At 54.2% G+C, this 19,215-nt stretch carries 17 protein-coding genes; 12 read left to right on the top strand and 5 right to left on the bottom strand.

Annotated elements, in window-relative coordinates; genetic code table 11:
* Nucleotides 1-48 precede the first annotated feature (48 nt).
* The 3 genes from uvrD to corA all read left to right on the top strand — a co-directional run bounded on the left by uvrD (nt 49) and on the right by corA (nt 3,638).
* Nucleotides 49-2,211 (top strand): DNA helicase II, encoded by a 2,163-nt coding sequence (gene uvrD, locus HV229_RS24650; protein ID WP_016155130.1) that lies wholly within the window; start codon nt 49-51, stop codon nt 2,209-2,211.
* Nucleotides 2,212-2,476: 265 nt separating this feature from the next.
* Nucleotides 2,477-2,533, top strand: coding sequence for a YsgD/CorL family protein (gene ysgD / locus HV229_RS26170; protein ID WP_212723238.1), 57 nt, complete (start codon nt 2,477-2,479; stop codon nt 2,531-2,533).
* A gap of 154 nt (nt 2,534-2,687) precedes the next feature.
* Complete coding sequence (corA, locus tag HV229_RS24645; RefSeq protein WP_003017920.1) at nt 2,688-3,638, top strand: magnesium/cobalt transporter CorA; 951 nt, start codon at nt 2,688-2,690, stop codon at nt 3,636-3,638.
* 41 nt (nt 3,639-3,679) lie between these two features.
* On the opposite strand, the gene rarD is transcribed toward corA, so the two are convergent.
* Entirely contained in the window at nt 3,680-4,573 is an 894-nt protein-coding gene (gene rarD / locus HV229_RS24640; RefSeq protein ID WP_016155131.1) for an EamA family transporter RarD, read from the bottom strand.
* Between the two features lie 51 nt (nt 4,574-4,624).
* A complete protein-coding gene (gene yigI, locus HV229_RS24635) occupies nt 4,625-5,092 on the bottom strand; it encodes an acyl-CoA thioesterase YigI (protein WP_003017917.1) in 468 nt (155 codons plus the stop codon).
* Nucleotides 5,093-5,257: 165 nt separating this feature from the next.
* Here yigI and pldA point away from each other — a divergent pair, with 165 nt between their 5' ends.
* The 3 genes from pldA (at nt 5,258) to rhtC (ending at nt 8,730) form a co-directional block, all read left to right on the top strand.
* The gene (gene pldA, locus HV229_RS24630) at nt 5,258-6,127 is read left to right on the top strand and encodes a phospholipase A (protein ID WP_016157849.1); all 870 of its coding nucleotides are present in this window, start codon (nt 5,258-5,260) and stop codon (nt 6,125-6,127) included.
* An 88-nt stretch (nt 6,128-6,215) separates the two neighbouring features.
* The gene (gene recQ, locus HV229_RS24625) at nt 6,216-8,045 is read left to right on the top strand and encodes an ATP-dependent DNA helicase RecQ (RefSeq protein ID WP_019078429.1); all 1,830 of its coding nucleotides are present in this window, start codon (nt 6,216-6,218) and stop codon (nt 8,043-8,045) included.
* A gap of 64 nt (nt 8,046-8,109) precedes the next feature.
* A complete protein-coding gene (rhtC, locus tag HV229_RS24620) occupies nt 8,110-8,730 on the top strand; it encodes a threonine export protein RhtC (RefSeq protein WP_016155134.1) in 621 nt (206 codons plus the stop codon).
* Nucleotides 8,731-8,774: 44 nt separating this feature from the next.
* Here rhtC and rhtB read toward each other — a convergent pair whose 3' ends face one another.
* Entirely contained in the window at nt 8,775-9,395 is a 621-nt protein-coding gene (rhtB, locus tag HV229_RS24615; protein WP_003828938.1) for a homoserine/homoserine lactone efflux protein, read from the bottom strand.
* Between the two features lie 110 nt (nt 9,396-9,505).
* Between rhtB and pldB the strand changes: the two genes are divergently transcribed.
* The 3 genes from pldB to HV229_RS24600 all read left to right on the top strand — a co-directional run bounded on the left by pldB (nt 9,506) and on the right by HV229_RS24600 (nt 12,318).
* A complete protein-coding gene (pldB, locus tag HV229_RS24610; RefSeq protein WP_003017911.1) occupies nt 9,506-10,522 on the top strand; it encodes a lysophospholipase L2 in 1,017 nt (338 codons plus the stop codon).
* Nucleotides 10,523-10,537: 15 nt separating this feature from the next.
* A complete protein-coding gene (yigL, locus tag HV229_RS24605; RefSeq protein ID WP_008787091.1) occupies nt 10,538-11,338 on the top strand; it encodes a sugar/pyridoxal phosphate phosphatase YigL in 801 nt (266 codons plus the stop codon).
* A gap of 80 nt (nt 11,339-11,418) precedes the next feature.
* On the top strand, nt 11,419-12,318 hold the full coding sequence (locus HV229_RS24600) for a carboxylate/amino acid/amine transporter (protein ID WP_016157852.1): 900 nt from the start codon (nt 11,419-11,421) through the stop codon (nt 12,316-12,318).
* On the opposite strand, the gene metR is transcribed toward HV229_RS24600, so the two are convergent.
* The gene (gene metR / locus HV229_RS24595; protein ID WP_003017908.1) at nt 12,206-13,159 is read right to left on the bottom strand and encodes an HTH-type transcriptional regulator MetR; all 954 of its coding nucleotides are present in this window, start codon (nt 13,157-13,159) and stop codon (nt 12,206-12,208) included. The genes HV229_RS24600 and metR overlap by 113 nt on opposite strands.
* 234 nt (nt 13,160-13,393) lie before the next feature.
* On the opposite strand from metR, the gene metE reads away from it, so the two are divergent.
* The gene (gene metE, locus HV229_RS24590; protein WP_181546596.1) at nt 13,394-15,655 is read left to right on the top strand and encodes a 5-methyltetrahydropteroyltriglutamate--homocysteine S-methyltransferase; all 2,262 of its coding nucleotides are present in this window, start codon (nt 13,394-13,396) and stop codon (nt 15,653-15,655) included.
* Nucleotides 15,656-15,757: 102 nt separating this feature from the next.
* On the opposite strand, the gene HV229_RS24585 is transcribed toward metE, so the two are convergent.
* Complete coding sequence (locus HV229_RS24585) at nt 15,758-16,564, bottom strand: dienelactone hydrolase family protein (RefSeq protein ID WP_016155137.1); 807 nt, start codon at nt 16,562-16,564, stop codon at nt 15,758-15,760.
* A gap of 265 nt (nt 16,565-16,829) precedes the next feature.
* On the opposite strand from HV229_RS24585, the gene udp reads away from it, so the two are divergent.
* A complete protein-coding gene (gene udp, locus HV229_RS24580; protein WP_006686084.1) occupies nt 16,830-17,591 on the top strand; it encodes a uridine phosphorylase in 762 nt (253 codons plus the stop codon).
* A 140-nt stretch (nt 17,592-17,731) separates the two neighbouring features.
* A complete protein-coding gene (rmuC, locus tag HV229_RS24575) occupies nt 17,732-19,162 on the top strand; it encodes a DNA recombination protein RmuC (RefSeq protein WP_181546594.1) in 1,431 nt (476 codons plus the stop codon).
* Nucleotides 19,163-19,215: the final 53 nt, after the last annotated feature.

Genomic DNA, 19,215 nt, shown 5'->3' with positions numbered 1-19,215 from the left:
GATGGCGCTACGCTTATCCGCCTTACCTACTTTTACGCGGCGGTGCCAATGGACGTTTCTTACCTGCTCGACAGCCTTAATGATAAACAGCGTGAAGCGGTGGCCGCGCCACGCAGCAACATGCTGGTTTTGGCCGGCGCGGGGAGTGGTAAAACTCGCGTGCTGGTGCACCGTATCGCCTGGTTACTGACGGTAGAGAACAACTCGCCATACTCCATTATGGCGGTGACCTTTACCAACAAAGCAGCGGCGGAAATGCGCCACCGTATTGGCCAGATCATGGGAACCAGCCAGGGCGGTATGTGGGTGGGTACATTCCACGGTCTGGCGCACCGTCTGCTGCGCGCGCACCATATGGATGCGAACCTGCCGCAGGATTTCCAGATCCTCGACAGCGAAGACCAATTGCGTTTGCTCAAGCGTTTGATCAAGGCGATGAATCTTGATGAGAAGCAGTGGCCGCCGCGTCAGGCGATGTGGTTTATCAATAGCCAGAAAGACGAAGGACTGCGCCCGCACCATCTGCAGAGCTATGGCAACCCGGTTGAGCAAACCTGGCAAAAGGTGTATCAGGCCTATCAGGAAGCGTGTGACCGCGCGGGGCTGGTGGATTTTGCCGAGCTGTTGCTGCGCGCCCATGAACTGTGGCTCAACAAGCCGCATATCCTGCAGCACTACCGCGAACGCTTTACCAATATTCTGGTGGACGAATTCCAGGATACCAACAACATTCAGTACGCCTGGATCCGCCTGCTGGCGGGCGATACCGGCAAAGTGATGATCGTTGGCGATGATGACCAGTCGATCTACGGCTGGCGCGGGGCGCAGGTGGAAAACATCCAGCGCTTCCTCACGGATTTCCCGGGCGCAGAAACCATTCGCCTGGAGCAGAACTACCGCTCGACCAACAACATCCTCAGCGCGGCCAACGCCCTGATTGAAAACAACAACGGGCGTTTGGGTAAAAAGCTGTGGACCGATGGCATCGACGGCGAACCAATCTCACTGTACTGCGCGTTCAACGAACTCGATGAAGCGCGTTTTGTGGTCAATCGTATCAAAACCTGGCAGGACAACGGCGGTGCGCTGGAACAGTGCGCCATTCTGTATCGCAGCAACGCCCAGTCGCGCGTGCTGGAAGAGGCGTTGTTACAAGCCAGCATGCCGTACCGTATCTATGGTGGGATGCGCTTCTTTGAACGCCAGGAAATCAAAGATGCGCTCTCCTACCTGCGCCTTATCGCTAACCGTAATGACGACGCTGCATTCGAACGTGTGGTGAATACGCCAACCCGCGGGATTGGCGATCGTACATTAGATGTCGTGCGTCAGACCTCCCGTGACCGCCAGCTTACGTTGTGGCAGGCCTGTCGTGAGCTGTTGCAGGAAAAAGCCCTCGCGGGTCGTGCCGCCAGCGCCTTACAGCGTTTTATGGAGCTGATCGATGCGCTGGCGCAGGAGACCGCCGATATGCCGCTGCACGTGCAGACTGACCGGGTGATTAAAGACTCCGGCCTGCGCATGATGTACGAACAGGAAAAAGGCGAGAAGGGTCAGACGCGTATCGAAAACTTAGACGAACTGGTGACGGCAACGCGCCAGTTCAGCTACAACGAAGAAGACGAAGACTTAATGCCGCTACAGGCGTTCCTGTCTCACGCCGCGCTGGAAGCAGGCGAAGGGCAGGCGGATACCTGGCAGGATGCGGTACAACTGATGACGCTGCACTCGGCGAAAGGTCTGGAGTTCCCCCAGGTATTTATCGTGGGTATGGAAGAAGGCATGTTCCCCAGCCAGATGTCGCTGGACGAAGGTGGGCGCCTCGAAGAAGAGCGCCGCCTGGCTTACGTAGGCGTGACCCGCGCGATGCAAAAGCTGACGCTGACCTACGCCGAAACGCGTCGTCTGTACGGCAAAGAGGTTTACCACCGTCCGTCGCGCTTTATCGGCGAACTGCCGGAAGCGTGCGTTGAAGAGGTTCGCCTGCGCGCCACGGTTAGCCGCCCGGTGAGCCATCAGCGGATGGGCACGCCAATGGCGGAAAATGATACCGGCTACAAGCTCGGCCAGCGCGTGCGCCACGCTAAGTTTGGTGAGGGCACCATCGTCAATCTGGAAGGAAGCGGTGAGCACAGTCGTTTGCAGGTCGCGTTCCAGGGGCAAGGGATCAAATGGCTGGTGGCGGCCTACGCCAGACTGGAAACGGTTTGATCAGTTTGGTTTTGCCGGATGGCGACGCTGGCGCGTCTTATCCGGCCTACAGACCGGGTAACATTTTGATTTCCAGGCCGGACAAGGCGAAGCCGCCATCCCGCTATCTGTCGGTTAATATTCTGAAATCATAGATAAATAATTCCCCTCTGCTAACCTTTTTGTATAAGGGGAAATTATTACTTTTTCGCCATCTGTTGCGTGTTGACGTCAAAATTTTGCTGGCGTAACATGCGCGCACGATTACGCTAAGAGGACATTCGCCTTGGACACACCCAGTAGATACTGGCTCATTATCCTGTCATCCAGGATCAACTCCTAAGGCTATCTCTTTTTGCTGATAGCCTTCGCGGTTGTCAGCGACCTTCTGTTTTTTCCCGTCGCGCTGAGTCAGGCTGTTTAATGGTCTGAAACCCAATTTGTTTCTGTGTGCCCTCCGAACTGTCCGATAATTTTTTGCATTGGGAGTCCCGGTCATGCTGAGCGCATTTCAACTGGAAAACAATCGTTTAACTCGCCTTGAGGCAGACGAAATCGAGCACCTGGCCAGTTCGGTTTGGGTCGATTTAGTCGAGCCGGATGACGAAGAACGAAACCGTGTGCAAAAGGACTTGGGCCAGAATCTGGCTACGCGCCCTGAACTGGAAGACATCGAAGCATCTGCGCGTTTTTTTGAAGACGAAGACGGTTTGCACATTCACTCCTTCTTCTTCTATGAAGATGCCGACGATCACGCGGGTAACTCAACCGTCGCATTTACCATTCGCGAAGGTCGCCTGTTTACTCTGCGCGAGCGCGAGCTGCCGGCATTCCGCCTGTACCGCATGCGTGCGCGTAATCAGGCGATGGTGGATGGCAATGCCTACGAGCTGCTGCTCGACCTGTTTGAAACTAAAATTGAACAGTTGGCGGATGAGATCGAAAACATCTACAGCGACCTGGAAAAACTCAGCCGTGTGATCATGGAAGGGCGTCAGGGTGATGAATATGACGAAGCGCTTTCGACGCTGGCGGAACTGGAAGATATTGGCTGGAAGGTCCGCCTGTGTCTGATGGATACCCAGCGCGCACTGAACTTCCTGGTGCGTAAAGCGCGTTTGCCGGGGAGTCAGCTGGAACAGGCGCGTGAGATTCTGCGCGATATCGAATCCCTGCTGCCGCACAACGAATCACTGTTCCAGAAGGTTAACTTCCTGATGCAGGCGGCGATGGGCTTTATCAATATCGAGCAGAACCGCATCATCAAGATCTTCTCGGTGGTCTCTGTGGTGTTCCTGCCGCCGACGCTGGTGGCTTCCAGCTACGGGATGAACTTTGAGTTCATGCCGGAACTGCACTGGAGCTTCGGTTACCCAGGGGCGATTGTCTTTATGATGCTCGCGGGTCTGGCGCCGTATCTGTACTTTAAGCGCAAGAACTGGTTGTAATGGCTGTGCCGGATGGCGGTTACGCCTTATCCGGCACTTCTTCAGCTCCGACGTACCCGTCGTTGCGTATAAATCGCATCCATCACGAAAACTGCCAGCGCCACCCAGATAAACGCAAACGTGACCATTTTATCCGCTCCCGGAACTTCACCGTAGAAAGTGACGGCCAGCAGGAACATTAGCGTGGGTCCGATATACTGGAAGAAACCCAGCGTGGACAGACGCAGGCGGGTCGCCGCGCCGGTAAAGCACAGCAGCGGAATGGTGGTCACGACACCTGCAGCAATCAGCAGCAGATTGAGTGACATGGGGTTTTGACCCATATGGCTGGTTGGGCTGTCCGCGATGCCAAACAGATAGATAGCCGCAACAGGTAAAAGCCACAGGGTTTCGATCAGCATGCCGGTTTGTGCTTCGACGGCAATCTTCTTGCGTACCAGACCATAGAAAGCAAAGCTGAACGCCAGGCCCAACGCGATGATTGGCAGCGATCCGAAGGTCCACAGCTGTACCAGTACGCCGCAGGCGGCTAACAGTACCGCCAGCCACTGCATGCGACGAAAGCGCTCGCCGAGGAAAAGCATTCCCAGCACAATATTCACCAGCGGGTTAATAAAATAGCCCAGGCTGGCTTCCAGCATATGATGATTATTGACCGCCCAAATGAACAGCAGCCAGTTTCCACCGATGAGCACTGCAGAGAGCGCCAGCAGGAAGATCTTCTTTGGCGTTTGTAGCAGCGTTTTGATGCCCGACCACTGGCGGCTGATGCTCATCAGTACCACCATAAAGAAAAATGACCAGATGACGCGGTGCGTCAGGATCTCATCCGCCGGGACATAGTAAATCAGCTTGAAGTAGGCAGGAGCGATACCCCAAATAAAATAAGCAGCAAGAGCGAGTAACACGCCCTGCCGCGTTTGTTTAGCATCCATCGGGAAAACTCATTTCAGAAATGTAACAGCAGTTTACCTTTTTTTGGGCACTTACCCCACCATATAAGTAGCGGTTGCGCTGGCAATATAAAGCTGTTCTTCGTTATGCAGTTCCACGCGCGCAACGGCGACTTTATTCCCCGCCCGCAGCAGGCTGCTGGTAGCGGTAAAGCGATTTCCTCTCCCCGGGCGCAGGTAATCAACGCGCAAATCGATTGTTCCCATGCGCGACATTCGCTGACGCAGTTCGTCCTCGCTGATCGTCTCATGGCGGGTCAGCGTACTGCCAACGCACACCAGCCCGGCGGCAACGTCCAGCGCCGACGCGATCACGCCGCCATGCAGAATGCTTTGCGCCCAGTTGCCGACCATCATCGGTTGATTATTAAAGGCTAATTGAGCAAATTCTTTCTCATAGCGTTCAAGCTCCAGACCCAGCGCCCGGTTAAACGGCATATGATAGACAAACATTTCACCCACTAACTTCAGCGCTTCCTCAGCAGTAAGTACGGCAGACATACGATCCCTACATCTCAATGGTTAATGAAATGTTGATATTATGCTTATTATTTGTTGTTTTCTACTTTAGGACGGGATAACTAACGAGGAACTCGCTAAGTATGTAGAATACTTGCCAGATAATTATACAATTCATCAATATTTTGGTTCAGGAGAACATTACCGATGCGGGCGATTCTGGGATGGTTACTACCAGCAGTCATGCTGCCGTTGACCGCGTATGCGCAGGAAGCGACAGTGAAAGAGATTCATGATGCACCGGCGGTTCGCGGCAGTATTATCGCCAACATGCTGCAGGAGCATGACAACCCTTTCACGCTTTATCCTTATGAGACCAACTATCTCATCTACACCAATACCAGCGACATGAACAAAGAGGCGATCAGCAGCTATAGCTGGTCCGAAAATGCGCGCAAAGATGAGGTTAAGTTTCAGCTAAGCCTGGCGTTTCCGCTCTGGCGCGGAATATTAGGCCCGAACTCGGTACTCGGCGGTTCCTATACCCAGAAGTCCTGGTGGCAGCTTTCGAACAGTGAAGAGTCTGCGCCGTTTCGCGAAACCAACTATGAACCGCAATTGTTCCTCGGTTTCGCCACCGACTATCGCTTTGCCGGTTGGACGCTCCGCGATGTCGAAATGGGCTATAACCATGACTCCAATGGTCGATCCGACCCCACCTCACGTAGCTGGAACCGCCTTTACACCCGGCTGATGGCTGAAAACGGTAACTGGCTGGTGGAAGTTAAGCCGTGGTACGTTATCGGCAGCACTGACGATAACCCTGATATCACCAAATATATGGGCTACTATCAGTTGAAAATGGGTTATCACCTGGGTGACGCGGTGATCAGTGTGAAAGGCCAGTACAACTGGAATACCGGCTATGGCGGCGCAGAGCTGGGGGCCAGTTATCCCATTACCAAGCATGTGCGTCTTTATACCCAGGTCTACAGCGGCTACGGCGAATCACTGATTGACTACAACTTCAATCAGACCCGTGTTGGCGTGGGTGTAATGCTTAACGATATCTTCTGACAGGTATTGAGAGTATTTTAATCATTGCAGTTTCTCTCTCAGGCGCTGAAAATAGCGCCTGTTTTTATTTCAGGCTAATGGGGTTAATGTGGCGCAGGCGGAAGTGTTGAATCTGGAAATGGGCGCTAAACAGGTTTTGCAGGAAACCTTTGGCTACCAACAGTTTCGCCCTGGTCAGGAAGAAATCATTGATACCGTGATCGCTGGTCGCGACTGCCTGGTCGTTATGCCGACCGGTGGCGGAAAATCCCTGTGCTATCAAATTCCCGCATTATTGCTTAACGGCCTCACCGTTGTTGTTTCTCCGCTGATTTCTCTGATGAAAGATCAGGTCGATCAACTGCTTGCCAACGGCGTGGCGGCCGCGTGTCTGAACTCCACCCAAAGTCGTGAGCAGCAGCTTGAGGTGATGGCAGGCTGTCGTAGCGGGCAGATTCGCTTACTGTACATTGCGCCCGAACGCCTGATGCTGGATAACTTCCTTGAAAATCTGGCGCACTGGAACCCGGTGCTGCTGGCGGTTGATGAAGCGCACTGTATTTCGCAGTGGGGGCATGATTTCCGCCCGGAATACGCCGCGCTGGGGCAGTTGCGTCAGCGTTTCCCAACTCTGCCGTTTGTCGCGCTGACCGCGACCGCGGACGAGACAACCCGGCTGGATATTGTGCGTCTGCTGGGGCTCAACGACCCGTTAATTCAGATCAGCAGCTTTGATCGCCCGAATATTCGCTACATGTTGATGGAGAAGTTTAAGCCGCTCGATCAACTGATGCGCTACGTGCAAGAGCAGCGCGGTAAGTCCGGTATTATCTACTGTAACAGTCGCGCTAAAGTAGAAGACACCGCCGCGCGTCTGCAAAGCCGAGGCATTAGCGCCGGGGCTTATCATGCCGGGCTGGAAAACGCTGTACGTGCAGAAGTGCAGGAGAAATTCCAGCGTGATGACCTGCAAATCGTCGTAGCGACCGTGGCGTTTGGCATGGGAATCAACAAACCCAACGTACGCTTCGTGGTGCATTTCGATATTCCGCGCAACATCGAGTCCTATTATCAGGAAACCGGCCGCGCCGGGCGTGACGGCCTGCCTGCGGAAGCAATGCTGTTTTACGATCCGGCTGATATGGCATGGCTGCGCCGTTGCCTCGAAGAGAAACCCGCCGGGCAACTGCTGGATATCGAACGGCATAAGCTCAATGCGATGGGGGCGTTTGCCGAGGCGCAAACCTGTCGTCGTCTGGTGCTGTTGAACTATTTTGGCGAGGGGCGTCAGGAGCCGTGTGGTAACTGCGACATCTGTCTCGACCCGCCAAAACAGTACGACGGACTCATGGATGCGCGCAAAGCGCTGTCGACTATCTACCGTGTTAATCAACGCTTTGGTATGGGTTATGTCGTGGAGGTTCTGCGCGGAGCGAATAACCAGCGAATTCGCGAGCTGGCCCATGACAAGCTGCCTGTCTATGGCATTGGTCGTGAGCAAAGCCACGAACATTGGGTAAGCGTTATCCGCCAGCTTATTCATCTTGGGCTGGTGACGCAGAATATTGCTCATCACTCCGCGTTACAGCTAACCGAAGCCGCGCGTCCGGTACTGCGTGGTGATGTTGCGCTACAGCTTGCGGTACCGCGAATTGTGGCGCTGAAACCGCGAGCGATGCAGAAATCCTTCGGTGGCAATTACGATCGCAAACTGTTCGCCAAATTGCGGAAGCTGCGTAAAGCCATTGCTGATGAAGAGAATATCCCGCCGTATGTGGTGTTCAACGACGCCACGCTGATTGAAATGGCTGAGCAGATGCCGGTTTCACCGAGCGAAATGCTGAGCGTTAATGGCGTGGGGATGCGTAAACTTGAGCGTTTTGGCAAAGAGTTTATGGCGCTTATTCGCGCGCACGTTGATGGTGACGACGAAGAGTAGTCAGCCAGGCAAAAAAGTGCCAGGATGGTGACTCACTGAACTATTTCCCCCGCGAGTCATTTTTATGTTAACGCTATTTTTCACCGTTGCGTTGGTGCATATCGTTGCGCTGATGAGCCCTGGTCCCGACTTTTTCTTTGTTTCTCAAACAGCGGTTAGCCGTTCGCGCAAAGAAGCTATGATGGGCGTGCTGGGTATTACCTGTGGCGTCATGGTCTGGGCTGGCGTAGCGCTGCTCGGCCTACATCTGATTATCGAAAAAATGGCCTGGCTGCACACCATTATTATGGTGGGCGGGGGGCTGTATCTGTGCTGGATGGGTTATCAGATGCTACGTGGTGCATTTAAAAAACAGGATGTTGCGACTCCCACTCCGCAAGTTGAGCTGGCGCAGAGCGGACGCAGCTTTTTGAAGGGGCTGCTGACCAACCTGGCGAACCCTAAAGCCATTATCTATTTTGGCTCCGTGTTTTCATTGTTCGTTGGCGATAACGTGGGAACGGGCGCACGCTGGGGGATCTTTGCCTTGATCATCGTGGAAACGTTGGCGTGGTTTACCGTAGTCGCCAGCCTGTTTGCACTGCCGAAAATGCGTCGTGGCTATCAGCGTCTGGCGAAGTGGATTGATGGTTTTGCCGGTGCGCTGTTTGCGGGCTTCGGTATCCACCTGATTATTTCGCGTTAAGTTCCTTCCGGGCCGGATAAGCGCAAGCGCCTCCGGCGCCTTCATCAGGCATGCCGTGCCGAGGCTAACAAGGCGCCTATCAGCATAAACAGCGAGCCAAACACTTTGTTTAACGCTTTCATTTGCTTTGGCCCTTTAATCCAGCCAGCAATGCGCGTGGCCAGCGTCGCGTAACCGATCATCACAATGATATCGACCACGATGGTCGTGACGCCAAGCACCACATACTGCATTAACTGCGGTTCCTGTGGCAGGATAAACTGCGGGAACAGGGCGGCAAGGAAAACAATGCTCTTGGGGTTGGTCAGATTAACAAAGACTGCGCGTTTGAACAGGCGGCTGCGCGATTGCGTATTCGCCATGGTGTTCAGATCGATAGCACCCGCCGCCCGCCATTGCTGAATACCCAGCCAAATCAGATAGGCCGCCCCCGCCCATTTCAGCACCTCAAATGCGATCACCGAACGTGAAAATAGCGTTCCCAGTCCTACACCAACCAGAACGATATGAATGCCAAGCCCGGTCTGTAAACCAGCGATCGACGCGCTGGCGCCGCGATAACCGTGACTGATGGCGGTGGTCATGGTGTTGATTGCGCCAGAGCCTGGAGACAAGCTCAAAATAATAGAGGTCAACAGGTAGGCGAACCACCATTCAAAGGTCATGAGAAACTCCCGGATTGTCTATTTTTATGCCACAATACGCTACTGCCGTTAGGTTGTGTCAGCGACGGCGAAAAAAACGATTTTACTTGGTCAGCGAGGCTGGATACCCGATGTTTCAGCAGCAAAAAGACTGGGAAACAAGAGAAAACGCGTTTGCTGCTTTTTCCATGGGGCCACTGACAGATTTCTGGCGTCAGCGGGAAGAAGCGGAATTTACGGGCGTGGATGATATCCCCGTCCATTTTGTGCGTTTTCACGCAGAAAAAAACGATCGCGTCATCGTCGTCTGTCCTGGACGCATTGAAAGCTACGTGAAATACGCTGAACTGGCGTATGACCTGTTTCATTCTGGTTTTGACGTCCTCATTATCGATCACCGTGGCCAGGGGCGTTCTGGGCGTATGCTTTCGGACCCGCATCGCGGTCATGTCGATAACTTTAATGACTATGTCGACGATTTAACCGCCTTCTGGCAGCAGGAAGTGCTACCCGGTCCGTGGAGAAAGCGCTATATACTGGCGCATTCAATGGGCGGAGCGATAGCCACGTTATTCTTGCAGCGCCACCCGAATCAGTGTGATGCCATCGCGCTTTGCGCGCCGATGTTTGGTATTGTGATGCGCTTTCCCGACTGGATGGTACGCCACATTCTGGACTGGGCTGAAGGGCATCCGCGGATCCGCGAAGGTTATGCGATGGGGACCGGGCGCTGGCGGGCGCTGCCATTCGGTATGAATGCGTTAACCCATAGTCGACAGCGCTATCGGCGCAATCTACGCTTCTATGCGGATGAGCCGCGGCTGCGCGTTGGCGGCCCCACCTACCACTGGGTACGTGAAGGTATTCTGGCAGGCGAACAGGTTCTGGCTGGAGCAGGAGACGACGCGACGCCGACGCTGCTGATTCAGGCCGAAGAAGAGCGTGTGGTAGATAACCGCATGCACGATCGTTTTTGTGAACTCCGCGCCGCAGCGGGCCATCCCGTAGAAGGGGGGCAGCCGCTGGTCATCAAAGGCGCGTACCATGAGATCCTTTTTGAAAAGGACGCAATGCGCTCAGTCGCGCTTAACGCTATTGTCGAATTTTTCGACAAGCATAACTCATCCAGCGGAACCCGCTTTGCCTAGAGGTTGAATTTTCTTATGTATCAGGTTGTTGCGTCTGATTTAGACGGTACGCTGCTTTCTCCCGACCATACTCTGTCCCCTTATGCCAAAGAGACGCTGAAGTTATTGACCGCTCGTGGCGTTAACTTCGTGTTTGCGACTGGCCGTCATCATGTTGATGTGGGGCAAATTCGCGATAACCTCGGCATTAAAACCTACATGATCACGTCCAACGGCGCGCGGGTGCATGATTCTGACGGGAATCTGGTGTTTTCGCATAACCTGGATCGCGACATTGCCAGCGACCTGTTTGGCGTAGTGAATGCAAACCCGGACATCGTGACCAACGTTTATCGTGATGATGAGTGGTTTATGAACCGCCATCGCCCGGACGAAATGCGCTTCTTCAAAGAAGCAGTGTTTAACTATTCACTGTTTGAACCTGCGCTACTGGAGCCGGAAGGCGTGAGTAAGGTGTTTTTCACCACTGATTCTCACGAAAGGCTGCTGCCGCTGGAGCAGGCGATTAACGCCCGCTGGGGCGACCGCGTCAACGTCAGTTTCTCTACGCTTACCTGCCTGGAAGTCATGGCTGGCGGCGTATCGAAAGGCCATGCGCTGGAAGCGGTGGCGAAAGCTATGGGCTATAGCCTGAAAGATTGTATCGCTTTTGGCGACGGGATGAACGACGCGGAAATGCTCTCCATGGCGGGCAAAGGCTGCATTATGGGCAATGCTCACCAGCGCCTGAAGGATCTGCATCCGGAACTGGAAGTCATTGGTCTTAATGCCGACGATGCCGTGCCGCATTATCTGCGTGAGCTGTTTTTGCAGTAATGTTTTTGTTCGTTAGTTGACCAGATGTCAACTTAAAACTTCGCTACAATGGGCGTACCTTTTGTTAAGAGACATCCATTGTGGCGTTACTCATCATTACCACAATTCTGTGGGCCTTTTCCTTTAGCCTGTTTGGCGAGTACCTTGCCGGTCATGTCGATAGCTATTTTGCGGTGCTGGTGCGCGTTGGGCTGGCGGCGCTGGTGTTCCTGCCATTTTTACGTACCCGTGGGCATAGCGTAAAAACCATCGCGCTGTATATGCTGGTGGGCGCCATGCAGCTTGGCATTATGTATATGCTGAGTTTTCACGCCTATCTGTACCTGACGGTTTCAGAACTGCTGCTCTTTACCGTGCTGACGCCGCTCTACATTACGCTGATTTATGACCTGATGAGCGGACGTCGTCTGCGCTGGAGCTACGCCTTCAGTGCGTTGCTGGCGGTGATTGGTGCGGGGATCATTCGTTACGATCAGGTGACCAGCCACTTCTGGACCGGCCTGCTGCTGGTGCAGTTGTCCAATATCAGCTTTGCCATTGGCATGGTGGGCTACAAGCGTCTGATGGAAACGCGGCCAATGCCGCAGCACAACGCCTTTGCCTGGTTTTACATGGGGGCCTTTATGGTGGCGGTCGTGGCCTGGTTCATGCTGGGGAATGCGCAGAAAATGCCTGCAACCACGCTACAGTGGGGAATTCTGGTCTTTCTTGGCGTGGCAGCGTCCGGCATTGGTTACTTTATGTGGAACTACGGCGCGACCCAGGTGGATGCGGGGACGCTGGGCATCATGAACAATATGCATGTGCCGGCCGGGCTGCTGGTTAACCTGGCTATCTGGCATCAACAGCCTCACTGGCCAAGCTTCATCATTGGTGCGGCTGTGATAGTGGCTTCACTGTGGGTACATCGAAAGTGGGTCGTTCCGCACTCCGTACAAACGGCAGGTGATCGCAGGCGTGATTCCGCGCTGAGCGAATAAACGCTTCCGTGACCGGCTGTCGCTGCTCGCCATCGCGCACGGCGGCGTATAGCCGGCTCCACAATCCATCGCCCAGGGTTTTGGTCACCACCAGACCCTGGCGTTCAAAACTCTCCACCACCCAGTGCGGTAAAGCTGCAATACCCATTCTGGCTGCAACCATCTGAATCAGCAGCAGGGTGTTATCCACGCTCTTCAGCGACGGACTAACGCCCGCAGGCTGCAAGAAATGCCGCCAGACATCCAGTCGACTCCGTTGCACCGGGTAAATAAGCAGCGTCTCACTGGCTAAATCCTCCGGCGTGATCTGCGTCTTGCTGGCCAGCGGATGGTCCGGCGCCAGTACCAGGCGGACTTCAAAATCGAACATCGGCGAGTAGTGCAGTCCGCTACGCGGCAGAATGTCGGATGTCAGCACTAGATCCAGCTCATCCTGTTGTAGCGCTGGTTGCGGATCGAACGTCACGCCGGATTTAAAGTCCATCTCCACCTGCGGCCAGTTGGCACGAAAATTCTCCAGCGCGGGCGTCAGCCATTGAATACAGCTATGGCATTCAATAGCGATCCGCAGCCGGGTTTGCTGCGGTTCGTTGCAGGCCTGCAGCGCACGACCAATTTGCGGCAACACCTGATTTGCTAACTGCAGCAAAATTTCGCCTTGAGGCGTAAAGCGCAGAGGCTGGCTTTTACGGATAAAAAGTCGAAAGCCAAGGCGCTGTTCCAGATCGCTGAATTGGTGAGAGAGGGCGGATTGGGTCTGATGCAACGTCGCCGCTGCGGCCGCCAGCGAACCACTATTCCGCAACGCCTGGAGCGTTTTCAGGTGTTTAATCTCGATCATGAAAGTCCTTCACTTCGGCATGAACAAATTGCGCTTGAGGAATATACAGTAACTGTCAATTATGGATGTGTAAACATCTGGATGGCTAAAATCCTTCGTCTTTTAAATTTATGGTGCGTTGGCTGTGTTTTTCCACCCCGGTCACTTACTTCAGTAAGCTCCTGGGATGAATAAACTTGCCACCTTCCCTAAATTAAAAATCAATAGGATTTACATATAATTAGAGGAAGAAAAATGACAATACTTAATCACACCCTCGGTTTCCCTCGCGTTGGCCTGCGTCGCGAGCTGAAAAAAGCGCAAGAAAGCTACTGGGCGGGAAATTCTTCCCGTGAAGATTTGCTAACCGTTGGCCGCGAGCTGCGTGCCCGTCACTGGGATCAGCAGAAGCAGGCGGGCGTTGACCTGCTGCCAGTGGGCGATTTTGCCTGGTACGATCACGTGCTGACCACCAGCCTGCTGCTCGGCAACGTTCCGGCTCGTCATCAAAATAAAGACGGCTCGGTCGATATCGATACCTTATTCCGCATTGGCCGTGGCCGCGCACCAACCGGGGAGCCCGCGGCGGCGGCAGAAATGACCAAATGGTTTAACACCAACTATCACTACATGGTGCCAGAGTTCACTAAAGGTCAGCAGTTCAAACTGACCTGGACCCAACTGCTGGATGAAGTGGATGAAGCGTTGGCGCTCGGTCACAAGGTGAAACCTGTGCTGCTGGGACCGGTAACTTACCTGTGGCTGGGGAAAGTGAAGGGCGAACAGTTTGACCGCCTGAGCCTGTTGAACGATATTCTGCCGGTTTACCAGCAGGTGCTGGCTGAGCTGGCGAAACGCGGTATTGATTGGGTGCAGATTGATGAACCGGCTCTGGTGCTGGAGCTGCCTCAGGTTTGGCTGAACGCCTTCAAACCGGCGTATGACGCGCTGACGGGTCAGGTGAAGCTGCTGCTGACCACCTACTTCGAAGGCGTAACGCCAAACCTGGATACCATTACCGCGCTGCCGGTGCAGGGGCTGCACGTTGACTTCGTGCACGGTAAAGATGATGTGGCCGAGCTGCACAAGCGTCTGCCTGCCGACTGGTTGCTGTCAGCGGGGCTGGTGAACGGTCGCAACGTCTGGCGTGCCGATCTCAGCGAAAAATACGCGCAAATTAAAGATATCGTCGGGAAACGTGACCTGTGGGTAGCTTCTTCCTGCTCCTTGCTGCACAGCCCAATCGATCTCAGCGTGGAAACCCGCCTTGATGCAGAAGTGAAGAGCTGGTTTGCCTTCGCCCTACAAAAATGCGGCGAGCTGGCGCTGCTGCGTGATGCGTTGAACAGCGGTGATACGGCGGCAATTGTGGCGTGGAGCGCACCGATCCAGGCTCGTCGTCACTCTACCCGCGTACACAACACCGCAGTGGAAAAACGTCTGGCGGCGATCACCGCCCAGGACAGCCAACGTGCCAACGCTTACCCGGTACGCGCCGAAGCGCAGCGTGCCCGCTTTAATCTGCCGGCATGGCCGACCACCACTATCGGCTCATTCCCGCAAACCACGGAAATTCGCGGCCTGCGTCTGGACTTCAAAAAGGGCAACCTGGATGCAAGTAACTACCGCACCGGTATCGCGGAACATATCAAACAGGCGATCGTTGAACAGGAACGTCTGGGGCTCGACGTGCTGGTGCACGGTGAAGCCGAACGTAACGACATGGTGGAATATTTTGGCGAGCACCTGGACGGATTCGTCTTTACCCAGAATGGTTGGGTGCAGAGCTACGGCTCTCGCTGCGTGAAGCCGCCGGTGGTTATTGGCGATGTCAGCCGCCCGGAAGCGATTACCGTGGAGTGGGCGAAGTATGCCCAGTCGCTGACCGACAAACCGGTAAAAGGCATGTTGACCGGTCCGGTGACCATTCTCTGCTGGTCATTCCCGCGTGAAGACGTGACGCGTGAAACCATCGCTAAGCAGATTGCGCTGGCGCTGCGTGATGAGGTAGCGGATCTGGAAGCGGCGGGTATTGGCATCATCCAGATTGACGAACCGGCACTGCGCGAAGGTCTGCCACTGCGCCGCAGCGACTGGGCGGCGTATCTGGAGTGGGGCGTGGAAGCCTTCCGCATTAACGCGGCGGTGGCGAAGGATGAAACCCAGATCCACACCCACATGTGTTACTGCGAGTTCAACGACATCATGGACTCCATTGCGGCGCTGGACGCGGACGTGATCACCATTGAGACTTCACGCTCTGATATGGAGCTGCTGGAATCGTTTGAAGAGTTCGACTATCCGAACGAAATCGGGCCGGGCGTATACGATATTCACTCGCCGAACGTCCCGAGCGTGGAGTGGATTGAAGCCCTGCTGAAGAAAGCCGAGCAGCGTATTCCGGCCGAGCGTCTGTGGGTCAACCCGGACTGCGGCCTGAAAACGCGCGGTTGGCCGGAAACCCGCGCCGCGCTGGCGAACATGGTCAAAGCTGCGCAGAACCTGCGTCAGGCGTAATTCAGAGCCGGTGGCCGGGAAGCGCAAGCGCTTACCCGGCTTACAGGAAATAGCAAGAGTTGTAGGCCCGGTAAGGTGTAGTCGCCGCCGGGCAATTAACGTTTATTTCTTCCCGCCGTATTGTGTGAACCACTCCAGCATTCTCAGCCAGCCATCTTTTGCGGACTCTTCGTGATAGCTCGGACGATAATCGGCGTTAAACGCATGTCCGGCATCGGGATAGACCACGATTTCCGCTTTTGCATTGGCGGCGCGCAGCGCCTGACGCATTGTTTCAACGGTATCTTGCGGAATACTGGTGTCCTGGCCGCCATAAAGTCCCAGAACGGGGGCGTTAAGATCGGTTGCGATATCAACAGGATGTTTCGGCGAGTTGAGAGTTTTATCGCCCACCAGTTTGCCATACCACGCTACCGCCGCTTTTAACTGCGGATTATGAGCTGCATACAGCCAGGTGATGCGTCCACCCCAGCAAAATCCGGTGATCATCAACTGGTGGGCATCTCCTCCGTTACGAGAAGCCCAACTGGCGACGTGATCCAGATCGGCCAATACCTGAGAGTCAGGCACTTTGGCGACAAGGCTGCTGAGCAACGTGGGGATATCGGCAAAGTCATTGGGATCGCCTTCACGAAAATAGAGCTCTGGTGCGATAGCCAGATACCCTTCCAGAGCCAGACGGCGGCAAACGTCACGAATGTGTTCATGAATGCCAAAAATCTCCTGCACGACAATGACCACAGGCAGCGGGCCATCGGACTGTTTTGGTCGTGCGTGATACGCTGGCATATCATCGCCTTGTGAAGGTATGGACGTTACACCGGCGATAATGGCGTTATCCGGAGTGTGAACCGTGGTAGACGTCGGTGGAGATACAGCAGGTGCAAAGCCAGATTGTCGTGTTGTCATGGTATTCTCCGTACCCTTAAATATTCAGCCAAAAAGCGCATTGTTAACTATAGACACATGCAACGAACCACATTGCCTTAAACGGTCTATCTTTTGTGCAGGGCTTCCTTACATCGCATCATTTATGTGATTCAAGTCACTATTTTATGGTAATGGAATGCAATTGATTTACATCATAGTGATGACTGTCACGAAAATATGTTCATGCCTTCGGTAAAGTGTGTTTTTGCTTCTTCTGACAAAACCGATTCACAGAGGAGTTTTTATGTCTAAGTCTGATGTTTTTCATCTCGGCCTCACTAAGAACGATTTACAAGGGGCTCAGCTCGCTATCGTCCCTGGCGACCCGGAGCGTGTGGAAAAGATCGCCGCGCTGATGGATAAGCCGGTTAAGCTGGCATCTCATCGCGAGTTCACTACCTGGCGTGCTGAGCTGGATGGTAAAGCCGTGATCGTGTGCTCTACCGGTATCGGCGGTCCGTCAACCTCTATTGCCGTAGAAGAACTGGCACAGCTGGGCATTCGTACCTTCCTGCGTATCGGTACGACTGGCGCCATCCAGCCACATATCAATGTAGGTGATGTACTGGTCACCACAGCATCTGTCCGTCTGGACGGTGCAAGCCTGCACTTCGCGCCAATGGAATTCCCGGCTGTCGCGGACTTCGAGTGCACCACCGCGCTGGTGGAAGCGGCGAAATCTATCGGCGCCACCACCCACGTAGGCGTTACCGCGTCTTCTGATACCTTCTATCCGGGCCAGGAGCGTTATGACACCTTCTCTGGTCGCGTAGTGAGCCGTTTCAAAGGCTCAATGGAAGAGTGGCAGTCTATGGGCGTCATGAACTACGAAATGGAATCTGCTACGCTGCTCACCATGTGCGCAAGCCAGGGTCTGCGTGCCGGTATGGTCGCGGGTGTTATTGTGAACCGTACTCAGCAAGAGATCCCTAATGCGGAAACGATGAAACAAACAGAAAGCCACGCGGTGAAAATCGTGGTGGAAGCTGCGCGTCGTTTACTGTAATTCTCCCGTCTATTCAAAAAGGCCGACGCGTTCGGCCTTTTTATTTTGCGTAGTGCCTCGCAGGAAATTCCTTTTAAACTGGACGTTTATACAGCACAATTCTATTTTGTGCGGGTAAGTCGTTGCTGTAAGGGGGCGTTGTGGATATTTCAATTATGATGAGTGCCGTGCTGGCGTTAGCCGCAGGGCTGCTGGTGGGGTGGCTAGCAACAAAAGCGCACGCCGATCGGATCCGTGCTGACCTCATCGAAGAACGACGCGAACTGGATATTGCGCTAAGCGCCACCCGCCAGCAGCTCTCACAGGAAGCCCACTGGCGCGATGAGTGCGAACTACTCAATAACGAATTGCGCAGTCTGCACAGCATCAATACCTCTCTGGAAGCCGATCTTCGTGAAGTCACTACCCGACTGGAAGCGACGCAGCAGCATGCGGAAGATAAAATCCGCCAGATGATCAACAGCGAACAGCGTCTAAGCGAACAGTTTGAAAATCTGGCGAACCGTATTTTCGAGCACAGCAACCGTCGTGTAGATGAGCAAAATCGCCAAAGCCTGAACAGTCTGCTTACACCGCTTCGCGAACAACTGGACGGTTTTCGACGCCAGGTTCAGGATAGCTTTGGTAAAGAGGCGCAAGAACGCCATACTCTGGCGCACGAAATTCGTAATCTGCAGCAACTGAACGCGCAGATGGCGCAGGAAGCGGTAAACCTGACGCGGGCATTAAAAGGCGATAACAAAACGCAGGGCAACTGGGGCGAGGTCGTACTCACGCGGGTGCTTGAGGCTTCCGGTCTGCGCGAAGGCTATGAATACGAAACCCAGGTCAGCATTGAGAACGACGCCCGTTCGCGGATGCAGCCAGATGTCATCGTCCGGTTACCGCAGGGCAAAGATGTGGTGATCGACGCGAAAATGACGCTGGTCGCCTATGAACGCTATTTTAATGCTGAAGATGAATACACCCGCGAGAGCGCGTTGCAGGAGCACATCGCCTCGGTACGAAACCATATCCGTCTGCTGGGGCGCAAAGACTATCAGCAGCTTCCTGGGCTGCGCACACTTGACTATGTGCTGATGTTTATCCCCGTTGAGCCTGCTTTTTTACTGGCGCTCGATAGACAGCCCGAACTGATTACTGAAGCACTTAAAAATAACATTATGCTGGTTAGCCCTACCACGTTGTTGGTGGCATTGCGCACGATTGCCAACTTGTGGCGCTACGAGCATCAGAGTCGTAATGCGCAACAGATTGCCGATCGGGCCAGCAAACTTTATGACAAGATGCGGTTGTTTGTGGATGATATGTCGGCAATTGGCCAAAGCCTGGATAAAGCTCAGGATAACTACCGACAGGCGATGAAAAAACTCTCTTCAGGCCGTGGAAACGTCCTGTCACAGGCAGAAGCGTTTCGCAGTTTAGGCGTGGAAATTAAGCGCGAGATTAATCCTGAACTGGCTGAAGAAGCCACTACGCAGGATGAAGAGTACCGCTTGCGTTCGGTCCCTGAGACGCAGCAGGATGAAGCTTACCCTGATGATGAAGCGGTAAACCAGCAATCAAACTAGTCCGTTTGGGGTAGTTGAACCGGGCAGAAGGGTAGGGCAAATTGGCCCAATCT

Origin of the sequence: Citrobacter sp. RHBSTW-00524, assembly GCF_013747755.1 — a bacterium.
Taxonomy (GTDB): Bacteria; Pseudomonadota; Gammaproteobacteria; order Enterobacterales; family Enterobacteriaceae; genus Citrobacter; species Citrobacter braakii.
This window is presented reverse-complemented; position numbering and strand designations above follow the sequence as displayed.